General features: G+C 73.5%; 12 protein-coding genes. 8 read left to right on the top strand and 4 right to left on the bottom strand.

Going from position 1 to position 12,979, the window contains the following annotated elements; genetic code table 11:
• The coding region (locus tag Q0195_RS00900; RefSeq protein WP_299273302.1) for an MFS transporter at positions 1 to 1,087 on the bottom strand (1,087 nt) is incomplete at its 3' end.
• A 211-nt stretch (positions 1,088 to 1,298) separates the two neighbouring features.
• Here Q0195_RS00900 and Q0195_RS00895 point away from each other — a divergent pair.
• The 3 genes from Q0195_RS00895 (at position 1,299) to Q0195_RS00885 (ending at position 3,235) form a co-directional block, all read left to right on the top strand.
• Positions 1,299 to 1,784 carry a GNAT family N-acetyltransferase gene (locus Q0195_RS00895; protein WP_299273300.1) on the top strand — a complete coding sequence of 162 codons (486 nt, stop codon included), beginning with the start codon at positions 1,299 to 1,301 and terminating at the stop codon, positions 1,782 to 1,784.
• A gap of 1 nt (position 1,785) precedes the next feature.
• On the top strand, positions 1,786 to 2,535 hold the full coding sequence (locus Q0195_RS00890; RefSeq protein WP_299273298.1) for a glycoside hydrolase family 16 protein: 750 nt from the start codon (positions 1,786 to 1,788) through the stop codon (positions 2,533 to 2,535).
• Between the two features lie 118 nt (positions 2,536 to 2,653).
• A complete protein-coding gene (locus tag Q0195_RS00885; RefSeq protein ID WP_299273295.1) occupies positions 2,654 to 3,235 on the top strand; it encodes a DUF1349 domain-containing protein in 582 nt (193 codons plus the stop codon).
• A gap of 78 nt (positions 3,236 to 3,313) precedes the next feature.
• Here the strand turns inward: Q0195_RS00885 and Q0195_RS00880 are convergent, their stop codons facing one another.
• From Q0195_RS00880 to Q0195_RS00870, 3 genes are read right to left on the bottom strand one after another with little or no spacing between them, the layout of a single operon-like run.
• Positions 3,314 to 3,736, bottom strand: coding sequence for an HIT family protein (locus Q0195_RS00880; RefSeq protein WP_299273293.1), 423 nt, complete (start codon positions 3,734 to 3,736; stop codon positions 3,314 to 3,316).
• Between the two features lie 8 nt (positions 3,737 to 3,744).
• Entirely contained in the window at positions 3,745 to 4,515 is a 771-nt protein-coding gene (locus tag Q0195_RS00875; RefSeq protein ID WP_299273291.1) for a fumarylacetoacetate hydrolase family protein, read from the bottom strand.
• Positions 4,487 to 5,533: a hypothetical protein gene (locus Q0195_RS00870; RefSeq protein ID WP_299273289.1), complete on the bottom strand. Its 1,047-nt coding sequence runs from the start codon at positions 5,531 to 5,533 to the stop codon at positions 4,487 to 4,489. Before Q0195_RS00870 ends, Q0195_RS00875 begins: the two co-directional genes overlap by 29 nt.
• A gap of 473 nt (positions 5,534 to 6,006) precedes the next feature.
• Here Q0195_RS00870 and Q0195_RS00865 point away from each other — a divergent pair, with 473 nt between their 5' ends.
• The 5 genes from Q0195_RS00865 to Q0195_RS00845 all read left to right on the top strand — a co-directional run.
• Positions 6,007 to 7,134: a DUF418 domain-containing protein gene (locus Q0195_RS00865; RefSeq protein WP_299273287.1), complete on the top strand. Its 1,128-nt coding sequence runs from the start codon at positions 6,007 to 6,009 to the stop codon at positions 7,132 to 7,134.
• 29 nt (positions 7,135 to 7,163) lie between these two features.
• Positions 7,164 to 8,894 carry a glycerol-3-phosphate dehydrogenase/oxidase gene (locus Q0195_RS00860; protein ID WP_299273284.1) on the top strand — a complete coding sequence of 577 codons (1,731 nt, stop codon included), beginning with the start codon at positions 7,164 to 7,166 and terminating at the stop codon, positions 8,892 to 8,894.
• Positions 8,895 to 8,965: 71 nt separating this feature from the next.
• Positions 8,966 to 9,721, top strand: a complete 756-nt coding sequence (locus Q0195_RS00855) for an MIP/aquaporin family protein (protein ID WP_299273282.1) — start codon at positions 8,966 to 8,968, stop codon at positions 9,719 to 9,721.
• A gap of 47 nt (positions 9,722 to 9,768) precedes the next feature.
• Positions 9,769 to 11,286, top strand: a complete 1,518-nt coding sequence (gene glpK, locus Q0195_RS00850) for a glycerol kinase GlpK (RefSeq protein ID WP_299273279.1) — start codon at positions 9,769 to 9,771, stop codon at positions 11,284 to 11,286.
• Between the two features lie 532 nt (positions 11,287 to 11,818).
• Positions 11,819 to 12,979 (top strand): peroxidase-related enzyme (locus Q0195_RS00845; RefSeq protein WP_299273277.1); only part of this gene is annotated, 1,161 nt, incomplete at its 3' end.

Here is a 12,979-nt window from a genome sequence, read left to right as displayed (position 1 = left end):
CGCGGTAGTCGCCGGTCGTGTCGACCACCCGCCCGAACGTCACCGGACCGACCGCGAAGCCGAGGTAGAGACCCGTGGCGAGCGCCCCCGTCGCCCGCCCGACGAGCGCCGGCGGCACGACCCGGATGACGGTGACCATGAGGACGACGTTGGCGGCGATCCCGGTCGCGGCGAAGACGGCCGTCCCCACCCAGAGGAGGGCCGCGCCCGCCGTCTCGGCGAGGAGGATGAGCCCGAGGCCGAGCAGCGACCCTGCGACGAGGACGAGCAGCGGGGCCCGCGGCGCCGGCACGCGCCCGACCATCCGGCCCCACAGGATCCGGGCCACCAGGCCGACGCCGCCGACGACGGCGGTGAGCGCCCCGGCCGCCGCGCCGGCCAGGCCGACCGCCTGGTACCCGTAGAGCGGCAGGTAGACGTTGGTGGCCTGCAGGGCGCAGCCGCTGAGGAAGGCGAACGCCGCCAGCCACCACACCGCCGCGGGCAGCCTCACCCGCGGCCTGCGGGCCGTCGCATGCTCCGCCGCGGCGCGTCCGGGGGTGCGGACGTGACGGACGACGAGCACGAGACCGGCGAGGGAGACTGCCGCCGCCGTGGCGAGCGACCAGCGCCACCCCACGGCCAGTGCGAGCGCGGGGAGCACCAGGCCGGCGGAGGCCTGGGCCATTTGGACACCGGCCTGCTTGACGCCGAGGACCGTACCGCGGCGCCCGGGGTCGTCGACCCAGGAGACGACGCGGTTGGTCACCGGGTTGGAGACGGCCTGCACCGCCCCGGAGAGCACGACGGCGAGCACCAGCCACAGGTAGCCGGGCGCCGCGGCCGCCGCCCAGATCGTCAGCGCCGAGCCGACGAAGAGGAGCACCATGGTGCGGCGCTCGCTGATCCGGTCGACCAGCGCACCGGCGAGGCCGGAGCTCAGGCCGGCGACGAGGAAGGTCAGCGTCGCCAGCGAGCCGAACTGGGTGCGGGTCAGGCCCAGGTCGGCGACGACGAGCGGGCTCATCGCGGTCAGGCCGTGCACCAGCACCGGCCCGGCCCCCATCGCCAGCGCGAGAGTGGCGACCAGCCCGACGGAACCTCGCACACCTGCCTCCGCTCTGCTCGCCCGGGCGCCGGCCCGCCCCAGTCTCGCACGGCACTGCCGGCGCCCTCGCTGCCGGCCCACCGGCACCCCCGCCGACCGGTCGCAGGGGTGAGCCGCCGGGCGGCGGTCCGGGCGCCGGGCACGGACGCCGGGCGGCGGTCGGTGCCGAATGCCCTGGTGGCGGCACCCCTGCCGCGCGTACCGTTCCGCCATGACGGTGGACGTCCGGTGGGCGACGGTGTCCGATGCCCGGGAGGTCGCGCGCCTCCTGCACGACTTCAACACCGAGTACGACACCCACTCCCCCGGCGTCGATGTCCTCACCGCGCGGCTGGCGGAGCTGCTCGCGGCGGGCAGCACGACGGCGCTGCTCGCCGGCGACCCCGCCGAGCCCGCCGTCGCCGTCGCGCTGCTCACCTCCCGCCCGAACGTCTGGTACGACGGCCCGGTGCTGCTCCTCGACGAGCTCTACGTCGTCCCCCACCTGCGCGGCCGGGGCATCGGGACGGCGGTGGTCGAGCGGCTCCTCCACGACGCCGCCGCCGACGGGGTCGCGCTCGTCGAGGTCGACGTAGACGAGCCGGACGTCGACGCCCGCCGCTTCTACGAGCGCCACGGCTTCACCAGCGGGGAGGACCCACCCCGCGAACGGGCCTTCTACTACTCCCGCGAGCTGCGGCCGCCGATCGGGGCGTAGCGTGCTGGACGACGACTTCACCGGCCCCGAGCTGGACCGCTCCGTCTGGCTCCCGCACTACCTGCCCGCCTGGAGCTCACGCGCCCGCACCGCCGCGACCTACGAGGTCGCCGAATCGCGGCTGCGTCTGTCCATCCCGCCCGCGCAGGGGCTGTGGTGCGCCGGCGACCACCACCCGGACATGCGGGTCTCGGCGGTCCAGTCCGGGAGCTTCTCCGGCCCGGTGGGCAGCACGGTGGGCCAGCAGCCCTACCGGGAGGGCCTGACCGTGCGGGAGGAGCAGCCCACGTTCTGGGGCTGCACCCCGCAGTACGGCCGCATCGAGGTGCGTGCCCGCCTGGACGTGCGACCGGGCTCGATGGCGGCGTTCTGGCTGGTCGGCCTGGAGGACCGGCCGGAGCGTTCGGCGGAGATCTGCGTCATGGAGGTGTTCGGCGACGCGGTCGAGCCCGGGCGGTCGGCGGCGGTGGGCATGGGTCTGCACGCCTTCCGCGACCCCGACGTCGTCGAGGACTTCGCCGCCGTCCGGCTGCCGATCGACGTCGCCGAGCCGCACGACTACGCCGTCGACTGGACACCGGACCGTGCCGAGCTGCGCGTCGACGGCGCGGTCGTGCGCACCGTGACCGGCCCGCCGCGCTACCCGGTGCAGCTCATGCTCGGCGTCTTCGACTTCCCGGGCGAGCGGACCGACCGGGAGTTCGTCCCCGCCCTCGAGGTCGACCGGGTACTGGTGCGTCCGCTCCCCTGAGCGCGGGCGCTGCCGCGCTCCGGTCGGCCGTGGCGGGGCGGACGGTCGGCACCATGGACCGACGCCGGTCCCGCCACCGCCGGCGGTCGAGACCCGGCCGCGCCCCTAGGGTGGCGGGATGAGCCTGACCGACCTCCTGCGGGAGGGGACCTGGACGACGCCGCCGGAGTCCGCCGTCGTCGTCGGCGAGGAGCTGCGCGTGACCGCGGTGGAGGGCAGCGACGCCTGGCGCCACACCTCCTACGGGTTCGTCCACGACACCGAGCACGCGCTGCTCGAGCCGCTGCCCGCGGCCGGCGCCGTCGAGGTGGGCTTCCGGCTCGACTACACCGAGCAGTTCGACCAGGCCGGCCTCTTCCTCCGGGTGTCGGACACCGAGTGGGTCAAGGCCGGGGTGGAGGTCTCCGACGGCGCGCCGCAGGTCGGCGCGGTGGTCACCCACGGGTACTCCGACTGGTCGGTGGCCCCGGTCCCCGGGTGGGCGGGTCGGCTCGTCACCGTCCGGGCGAGCCGGGCCGGTGACGCGGTCACGGTGCGGGCGCGGGTGGACGACGAGCCGTTCCGCCTCGTGCGCGTGGCCCACCTCGCCCCGGACGCCGCGGTCTGCGGCGGGCTGTACTGCTGCTCCCCCACCCGCGCCGGCCTCACGGTGCGGTTCACCCGGTACGCCCGCACCGGACCGGACGCCACGCTCCACTGACCCTGCGCGGGTCGCGACCTCGACCGGTCATGCCACCCGGGCCGGCCCGCGCCCGCGCCGCCGGCCAGGGCCGGTGTCTCAGCCGGCCAGCGCCGCCCGGAGCTTCTCGGCGTACTGCGCCCGCTCCCCCTCGGCGTACCTGGTGCGGGGCCAGAAGAACCCGCGCAGCCCGTCGCCCCGGGTGCGCGGGACGACGTGCGCGTGCAGGTGGGCCACGCTCTGGCTGACGACGTTGTTCATCGCCACGAAGGTCCCCTGCGCGCCGAGGGCGTCAGGCAGCGCGGCGGCCACCCGGCGCACCGTGGCGAAGAAGGGGCCGAGCAGCTCGTCCGGCAGGTCGGGCAGGGTGACGACGTGGGCGCGCGGCACCACGAGCACATGTCCCTTGAACACCGGCCGCGCGTCGAGGAAGGCGACGACGTCCTGCGTGGTGAGGACGACGTCGGCGGTCGCCGTGCCCGCGACGATCCGGCAGAAGACACATCCTTCGTCCCTCGCCACGCCCGCCCCTACCGCTTGACGACGTTGTTGCCGAACCGGCCGATGCCCTCGACCTCCACCTCCACGCGCTGGCCGGGCAGTACCGGGCCGACACCGGCCGGGGTGCCGGTGAGGATGATGTCGCCGGGCAGCAGGGTGAAGATGCTCGAGACGTAGGCGAGCAGCTCGGGGATCTTGTGCACCATCTGCGAGGTGCGCCCGTCCTGCCGCAGCTCCCCGTCCACCCACGCCCGCACGGCGAGGTCGGAGACGTCGGTGTCGACGGCGAGGAAGGGCCCGATGGGGCAGGAGGTGTCGAAGGCCTTGCCGCGGGTCCACGTGACGTCGGCGCGCTGGGCGGCGCGGGCGGTGACGTCGTTGGCCACGGTGTAGCCGAAGATGTAGCTCTCCGCCTTCTCCACCGGCACGTTCTTCGCCAGGTGGCCGACGACGACGGCGAGCTCGGCCTCGTGGTCGACGTGCTCGGCGTAGGGCGGCACGACGACGGGGTCGTCCGGCCCGATGACGGCGGTGTTCGGCTTGAGGAAGAGCAGCGGCTGCTCCGGCACGTCGTCGCCCATCTCGGCCGCGTGCGCCGCGTAGTTGCGGCCCACCCCAACCACCTTGGAGCGGGGGATCACCGGGGAGAGCAGGCGGACGGCGTCGAGGTCCACCCGCTCGCCGGTCGTCTGGATCGGCATGTAGAGCGGGTCGCCCTTGAGCACGACGAGGTCGGTCGAGCCGTCCTCCAGGATTCCGTACCGGGGGTTGTCACCCGTGGTGAACCGTGCGATGCGCATGGGCAAACCGTACTGCGTGGCCCCGGCGGTCCAGGGTCCGGGCGACCAGCGTGACCGCGCCGGCCGCGCCGAGCGCCACCAGCACCCGCAGCCAGGTCGGCCACAGCCCGCGGTCCACCGCCCCCGCGTTGTCGCGCAGCTCGATGTCCGGGAGGAGGGCCGACGCGACCTGGAAGCCGCCGACGCCGTAGTTGCCCCCGCCCGGGACCCCGCTGAGGCGGCGCGGCTCGCCCCCCTCCAGGGGCACCGCGGTGAGCCAGAACAGGTCGTCCTCGGCCGACTCGGGGTCCGCGGGCGCGTCGAGGACGAGCACTTCGCGGTCGCCGGTCCAGCCGAGCAGGCCGTCCCAGCCGACCACGTCCGGCGGTACCGGCGCGGGGACGGCGGCGTCCCCGCCCGTCGCGTCGAGGAAGACGATGCCGTCCTCGGGGCCGGTGTAGTCGTTGAAGCAGTCCCCCCACTCCCGGGTGTCGGTCGCCAGGTGCTCGCACGCCGGCAGCCACTGCACCGCGGTGGCGAGCAGCGCGCCGTCGGGTGACCAGGCGTCGGGTCCGTGGAGGTAGTGGTGCGCGGGCATGGCCAGGCGGCGGTCCACCGTGCCGCCGGCGGTGAGCACCTCGACCGTGCCGCCGCCCATCCGGGGGATGCCGTCCTGGCCGCTCAGGGAGCCGTCGTCGGGTGTGATCCGGTGGACCGCCAGCTCACGGCCGTCGGGTGAGAACGCCGCGGCCCGCGCGCCGTCCTGGCCGGGCACCAGCTCGGCCGTACCCGTCGTGACGTCGAGCAGGCCCAGGTCTCCGGAGACGGCCCGGCCGCTGTACGGGTTCACCGGCTCTGCCGTCGTGAGGTAGGCCAGCCGCCGCGAGTCGGGTGCCCAGGCCAGCGGGACCGCGCTACGCCCGCCGGGCACCGGGTAGGTGACGGCGTCGCCGGTGGTGAGATCGATGACGATGACGTCCGGTGCGGTGGTGTCCCAGTCGCCGATCGCGACCCGGGTGCCGTCCGGGGACAACCGCATGACCGCCGGGTCGCCGTGGGACCCGGCGGTCGCGGGCCTCCGCGGCGTCGAGGCGCCGGTAGATGTCCCCGTCGGCGCCCGCGACGACGGCCTGCGGGGCATCGAGGAACTCGACGTCGAAGCCGTGCTGGTAGACGGCGACGGCGCGCCCGGGCGGTGAGGTGGAGACGTCTCCGGTGAGGTAGGAGTAGCCGGCGAACCGGGTGGGGAGGGTGGGCGGACCGGCGTCGGCGCGCGTGGGCGCGAACCATCCTGCGGGCAGGAGGCCGCTGCTCGGCAGCAGCGCCAGCGCGAGGCCGACGACGAGCACAGCGAGCCCGACGGTCCGCGGCGACCACGTTGGCGCCCTCATGGAGGGCACGGTAGCAACGCGACCGCCGGGAGTCCGCGGAACGGCAGCACCGTGGGCCGACCGCGCCGGAGGACCCCGGTTCGGCGCACCCTCACGGGCGCCCCGCGCATACCCTGAAACGGTGCAGGGACGAATCGTCGGGGTCGACGTCGCGCGCGGCGTCGCCGTGCTCGGGATGTTCGGCGCCCACCTCAACGACATCACCGCCACGCGCGACCCGTCGCCGGCGTGGCTGGTCGTCGCGGAGGGACGCCCGTCGGCGCTCTTCGCGGTCCTCGCCGGGCTGTCCATCGCCCTGTTCACCGGGAGGCGCACGGTCCCGCGCGGCCCCGCGCTGGTGCACGGCTGGCTGCGGGTGGCCACCCGCGCGGGTGTCATCTTCGTCCTCGGCGTCCTGCTCATGATGTTCGGGACGCCGGTGGCCGTGATCCTGCCGTCCTACGCCGTGACCTTCCTCCTCGTCGCGCCGTTCATCGCGCTGCGCCCGGCGGTGGTGGGCGCCCTCGCCGCCGTCGCGGGGCTGGCAGGCCCCACCCTCATGGCGGTGCTGCGCTACCCGAGCGGGCAGGGACCGCCGCCCGTGACGACCGCCCGCGGCGAGAGCTTCCTCCTCGACCTCGTCCTCACCGGCTACTACCCCGCCGTCGTGTGGGTGGCCTACATGCTGCTCGGGCTGTGCCTCGGGCGGCTCGACCTGCAGTCGGGCCGCGTCCAGGGCCTCCTGGCGGTGAGCGGCCTGGGGCTGCTGCTCCTCGGCTACGGCGGCAGCGACCTGCTGCGCCACCGGGTCACCGCCACCTCCCCGCTCACCGAGCAGCTGCTGCGTGCCGACCCGCACTCCGACACCACGTTCGAGGTCGTCGGCAACGCCGGCGTCGCCCTGCTCGTGCTCGCCGTCGTCCTCGTGCTGACGACGGCTCCCGGGGTCGCCCGCGGCGGCCGGCTCCTCCTCCACCCCCTGGCCGCCGTCGGCGCGATGGCGCTGACCGCCTACTCGGTGCACATCGTCGCGATCGCGATCCTCGGCGAGGACGTCGTGTGGTACCCGGAGTCGAACGCGGTCCTGGTGTGGTTCGTCGTCGTCGCGCTCGTCGGGTGCACGCTGTGGACCCGCGTCGTGGGCCGCGGGCCGCTCGAGTGGCTCATGCGCATGCTCACCGTGGGCGCCTACCGGCCGCCGTCCGCGCCTGCCGCAGATTCCTCCGCGATTCCCTTGCGCGGCCAATCGGGAAGGGACAACATGTCCTGACAACTGGTCGGACAACCGAAGGGGTCCAGGTGGCATCCAGCACGTTGACCGGGGAGACACGACGCTCGGCTCTGGCCGAGATGACCAACGGGCTGGACGTGCTCGTCATCGGCGGCGGGGTGACGGGGGCCGGGATCGCGCTGGACGCCGCGACACGCGGCCTGCAGGTGGGCATCGTCGAGGCCCAGGACTGGGCCTCCGGCACGTCCAGCCGCTCCAGCAAGCTCGTCCACGGCGGGCTGCGCTACCTGCAGATGCTCGACTTCCACCTCGTCCACGAGGCCCTCACCGAGCGCGACCTGCTCATCAAGCACCTCGCCCCGCACCTCGTCAAGCGGGTGGCGTTCCTCTACCCGCTGGAGCACCGCATCTGGGAGCGGGCCTACGTCGGCACCGGCGTGGCCCTCTACGACGCGCTGGCCGGCCTGGCCCCGGGCAAGCGGGCCATGCCGCTGCACCGGCACCGCTCCCGCACCACGATGCAGGAGCTCTTCCCGGACTTCCGCCACGACGCTGCGATCGGCGCCGTCCAGTACTGGGACGCCACGGTCGACGACGCCCGGCTCGTCATCACCCTGGTCCGCACCGCCGCCAAGTACGGCGCGCTGGCCGCGAGCCGCACCCAGGTGGTCGACCTGACGAAGGACGCGACCGGCCGGGTCGACGGGGCCGAGCTCCTCGACCTGGAGTCCGGTGAGCGCCTGACCGTCAAGGCCCGCCACGTCATCAACGCCACCGGCGTGTGGACCGAGGAGGCGCAGGCCCTGTCCGGCAGCAGCGGCGGCCTCAAGGTCCTCGCCTCCAAGGGCATCCACCTCGTGGTCCCCCGCGAGCGCATCCGCGGCGACGTCGGGCTGATCCTCCAGACCGAGAAGAGCGTCCTGTTCATCATCCCGTGGTCGCGCTACTGGATCATCGGCACCACCGACACCCCCTACGAGCACGACCTGCGCCACCCGGTGGCCACGCGCACGGACATCGACTACGTCCTGGACCACGCCAACGCGGTGCTGCGCACCCCGCTCACCCGGGAGGACGTCATCGGCACCTACGCCGGGCTGCGTCCGCTGCTGCAGCCGGGCACCAAGGAGGGCACCTCCTCGGCCAAGGTCTCCCGGGAGCACACCGTGGCCTCCCCCGCACCCGGTCTCGTCGCCATCGCCGGGGGCAAGCTCACCACCTACCGGGTGATGGCCAAGGACGCGGTCGACTTCGCGCTCGGTGACCGGGCCGCGCGGCTGCCCTCGATCACCGACCGCATCCCCCTGCTCGGTGCGGTGGGCCTGCGGGCCATGCACCGGCGCGCCCACCGCCACGCCGCCCGCTACGGGTGGTCCAAGGCGATGGTCGGGCACCTGCTGCACCGCTACGGCGCGATGCTCGACGAGCTCGTCGCGATGATCGAGGAGCAGCCCGATCTCGCCCGGCCGCTGGAGCACGCCCCGGCCTACCTGCGGGTGGAGGTCGCCTACGCGGCGAGCCACGAGTCGGTCCTCCACCTGGAGGACGTCATGCTCCACCGCACCCGGCTCGTCTACGAGGTACCCGACCGCGGGCTGGCGGCGATGCCGGAGATCGTCGACGTCATCGCCCCGATCCTGGGCTGGGACGAGGAGCGGCGGCAGCGGGAGATGGAGTCCTACACCCAGCGGTGCGAGGCGGAACGTGCCGCGGAGGAGACGGCGGACGACGCCGAGGGGGAACGCGTCCGGCTGCGGGCGCCGGACATCGTCGCGATGAGACCCCTGCCCACCCGCTGAGGAGGGCAGGGACCCCAAGCCCCTGACGGCGCACGGTCGCGCCGTCGGGTTCACCAGAGAAAGAGGACAACGTGGACTTCTCAGCGATCTTCCTGCCCGAGCTCCTGGGCACGGCGATGCTGACGCTGCTCGGTTGCGGCGTCGTCGCCAACGCGATCCTGCCCAAGACCAAGGGCAACGGCGTGGGCGCCAACTGGCTGCTCATCAACTTCGGGTGGGGACTTGCCGTCTTCGCCGGTGTGTACGTCGCCTACAACACCGGCGCGCACATCAACCCCGCCGTCACCGTCGGCCTGTGGGCCAGCGGGAACGACTTCTTCCCCGGCAACGACGAGCTCGGCCTCGCCCCGATCGAGGCGAACGCCGGCAACGCGCTGGTCTACATGCTCGCCCAGATCATCGGCGCGACCCTCGGCGCGATCGTCATGTACCTGGCCTACAAGAAGCACTTCGACGAGGAGGCCCCGGCAGCCACCAAGCTCGCGGTCTTCTCCACCGGCCCGGAGATCCGCACCTACGGCTGGAACCTCGTCACCGAGATCGTCGGCACGTTCGTCCTCCTGTTCGTCATCGTCGCCTTCGGCTTCACGCCCTCCGGGCTCGGGCCGCTGGCGGTGGCGCTGCTCGTCGTCGGTATCGGCAACAGCCTCGGTGGCCCCACGGGGTACGCCATCAACCCGGCCCGTGACCTCGGTCCCCGCATCGCCCACGCCCTCCTGCCGATCCGTGGCAAGGTGGGGAGCGACTGGGGCTACTCGTGGGTGCCGATCCTCGGCCCCCTCATCGGTGGCGCCCTCGGCGGCCTCGCCGGCGCCCAGCTCCTGTGACCCCCGACCTCCACGACCAACCGTCACACTGACGTGAAAGGACCGACATGCCTGACTACGTGCTCGCCATCGACCAGGGCACGACCAGCACCCGGGCGATCGTCTTCGACCACTCGGGCTCGATCATCTCCACCGGCCAGAAGGAGCACGAGCAGATCTTCCCGCGCGCCGGCTGGGTGGAGCACAACCCCGTCGAGATCTGGGACAACACCCGCGAGGTCGTGGGGCTGGCCCTGACCCGCGGCAACCTCACCTGGCGGGACCTCGCCGCCGTCGGCATCACCAACCAGCGCGAGACCACCGTCGTGTGGGAGAAGTCGACCGGCAAGCCGGTGTACAACGCGATCGTCTGGCAGGACACCCGTACCCAGCGCATCGTCGAGGAGCTCGGCGGCAGCGAGGGCGCCGAGAAGTACAAGCACCAGGTCGGCCTGCCGCTGGCGACCTACTTCTCCGGCCCGAAGATCAGGTGGATCCTGGACAACGTCGACGGCGCCCGGGAGAAGGCCGAGGCCGGTGAGTTGCTCTTCGGCAACACCGACTCCTGGATCGTATGGAACATGACCGGCGGTGCGGACGGCGGTGTCCACGTCACCGACGTCACCAACGCCTCCCGCACGATGCTCATGAACATCGACTCCCTGACCTGGAACGAGGACATCGCCCGGGACATGGGGGTGCCGCTGGCGATGCTGCCGGAGATCCGCTCCTCCTCCGAGGTGTACGGCAAGGGACGCGAGGGCGGCATGGTGCCCGGCGTGCCGATCGCCGGCATCCTCGGCGACCAGCAGGCCGCGACCTTCGGGCAGGCGGCCTTCGAGGTCGGCGCCGCGAAGAACACCTACGGCACGGGCAACTTCCTCCTGCTCAACACCGGCACCGAGCTGGTGCACAGCAAGAACGGGCTGCTCACCACGGTCGGCTACAAGATCGGCGACCAGCCGCAGGTGTACTGCCTCGAGGGTTCCATCGCGGTGACCGGCTCGCTCGTCCAGTGGCTGCGGGACAACCTCGGGATCATCTCCAGCGCCCCCGAGGTGGAGGACCTGGCCAAGCAGGTGGAGGACAACGGCGGGGCGTACTTCGTCCCGGCGTTTTCCGGCCTGTTCGCCCCGTACTGGCGGGCCGACGCCCGCGGCGCGCTGGTCGGCCTGACCCGCTACGTCAACAAGAACCACATCGCGCGGGCGGTGCTCGAGGCCACGGCCTACCAGTCGCGGGAGGTCGTCGACGCGATGAACGCCGACTCCGGGGTCGCGCTCAAGGAGCTCAAGGTCGACGGTGGCATGGTCGCCAACGAGACCCTCATGCAGTTCCAGGCCGACATCCTCGGCGTGCCGGTCGTGCGGCCGAAGGTCGCGGAGACCACGGCGCTGGGCGCCGCCTACGCCGCCGGTATCGCCGTCGGGTTCTGGCAGGGCGAGCAGGACGTCGTCGCCAACTGGGCCGAGGACAAGCGCTGGGAGCCGCAGATGGACGAGGCCCAGCGCGAGCGCCTCTACCGCAACTGGAAGAAGGCCGTGACGAAGACCTTCGACTGGGTCGACGAGGACGTCGAGGAGTAGCGCTCCGGGCGCACTCCCTCACGCAGGTCGCCCCTCCCGCTCACCGGTCGCCCCTGGCGGCGGCCGGGACCGAGCGGGCGGGGCGACCTGTTGCGTTCCGGCGCCTCCGCCCCCAGCCCCGCGTCGTCCACGTGGTGGGACGCACGGCGTCCAGGGGTTGGTTCTTCAAGCGGGGTGGCGTACTTTGTCCGGGTCAGGGCACCTCACGTGCCCCCGTCGATCGCGTGTCGTTCGCGACCTGGAGGACCCGATGAGCATGCACACGAGTGCCAGGCAGATTCTCGCGCCGCGCACGTCGCTGTGCATGTGTCTGCGCGCCGCCGCGTGCATGTGTTGTTGTCGCTGAGCCGCGACACCCGCGGGTGCTGACCCCGCTCTCCCTCGTCGCCTGCCGCACGGCTGACGGCTCTCGCTGACCCGCCCGTCCTCGGGTGTGTGGTCCGGCCGTCCCCGGAGGAACCCCGGGCCCTGCCGTTCGCGGCGTCCCCTGACCGGCGCGGCGCTGCCGCGCACCCTCGTCCTGGAGCACCCCATGACCACGACCACCCGTCGGCCCGTCTCGCCCCGCACCGACCTCGTCGGTGCGCTCGCCGAGCTCGACGAGGCCACGGCGGACGCCCGGCTCACCAAGCCGGAGGTCGTCCACCACACCCAGCAGGCCCACCACCACCTGTTCTCCGACCCCGGCCGCCTCTCCCCCGTCGTGCGGCGCGCGCTGGCCGCCCGCGTCGCCGCGCAGCACGGCGCGACCGTGCTCGCCGAGCACCACCGCAGCCACGACGCGGTCGACCTCGACGTCGCGTCCGCCGACCCGGCCGTCGCCGCACTCGTGCGCCACGCCGACCTCCTCAGCCTCGCCCCGGCCCTCGTCACGCCGCAGGACGTCGCGGCGTTGGAGGATGCGGGCCTGGACGCCGACGCGATCGTCCTGCTCTCCCAGGTGGTGGCCGTCACCGCCTACGAGGCGCGGCTCGTCACCGGGCTGCGCCTCCTCGCCGGCCACGACGACAGCCCCGCCCCGGCCCCGTCGGTCGAGCTGCCCGCACGGGGCAAGTACTCCCCGGAGCGGGCGCCGAACGGGCTGCCCGTGCCTCGCGCGTACACCCGGGAGCAGCTCGCCTGGCTGCCGTGGGTGGAGCCGATCCCGGCCGAGGAGCTGACCGACGAGCACCGCGCCGCCTTCGCCGGCAAGAGCGACGGCGCCTACTTCCGGCTGCTCGCCCGCCAGACCGGGGTGCTGGCCGCCCGCACGCAGATCGACCACGCCGTGTTCCTCACCCGGGTGGGGCTGCCGCGGGCAGAGCGCGAGCTCGCCGCCGCGGTGACGAGCAAGGTCAACGACTGCATCTTCTGCGCCTCGGTCCACGCCCGGAAGGCCGCGCAGCTGAGCAAGCGGCCCGACGACGTCGACCGCCTCCTCGCCGTCGACGTCCCGCGCGGTGCGGGCTGGGCGCCGGTCGACCTCGGTGGGCTGAGCGCCGGCCAGGACGAGCGGTGGGCCGCGCTGGTCGACTTCTCCGCCGCCCTGGCGGCCTCGCCGTCGCGCGCCACGGGCGAGCACGTCGCCCGGCTGCGTGACCTGGGGCTCGAGCCGGTGGAGCTCGTCGACCTCGTCGCGTCCGTCGCGTTCTTCTCCTGGGCGAACCGGCTCATGCTCACCCTCGGCGAGCCCTACGTCCCTGCCCCGCCGGCC

This window comes from uncultured Georgenia sp. (assembly GCF_937958535.1).
In the GTDB taxonomy this organism is placed as follows: domain Bacteria; phylum Actinomycetota; class Actinomycetes; order Actinomycetales; family Actinomycetaceae; genus Oceanitalea.
This window is presented reverse-complemented; position numbering and strand designations above follow the sequence as displayed.

Bases quoted from the DNA above. Each gene is read 5' to 3' on its own strand.
- Q0195_RS00895 (WP_299273300.1), top strand. From the start codon at position 1,299: ATGACGGTGGACGTCCGGTGGGCGACGGTGTCCGATGCCCGGGAGGTC.
- Q0195_RS00885 (WP_299273295.1), top strand. From the start codon at position 2,654: ATGAGCCTGACCGACCTCCTGCGGGAGGGGACCTGGACGACGCCGCCG.
- Q0195_RS00875 (WP_299273291.1), bottom strand. From the start codon at position 4,515: ATGCGCATCGCACGGTTCACCACGGGTGACAACCCCCGGTACGGAATC.
- Q0195_RS00870 (WP_299273289.1), bottom strand. From the start codon at position 5,533: ATGCGGTTGTCCCCGGACGGCACCCGGGTCGCGATCGGCGACTGGGAC.
- glpK (WP_299273279.1), top strand. From the start codon at position 9,769: ATGCCTGACTACGTGCTCGCCATCGACCAGGGCACGACCAGCACCCGG.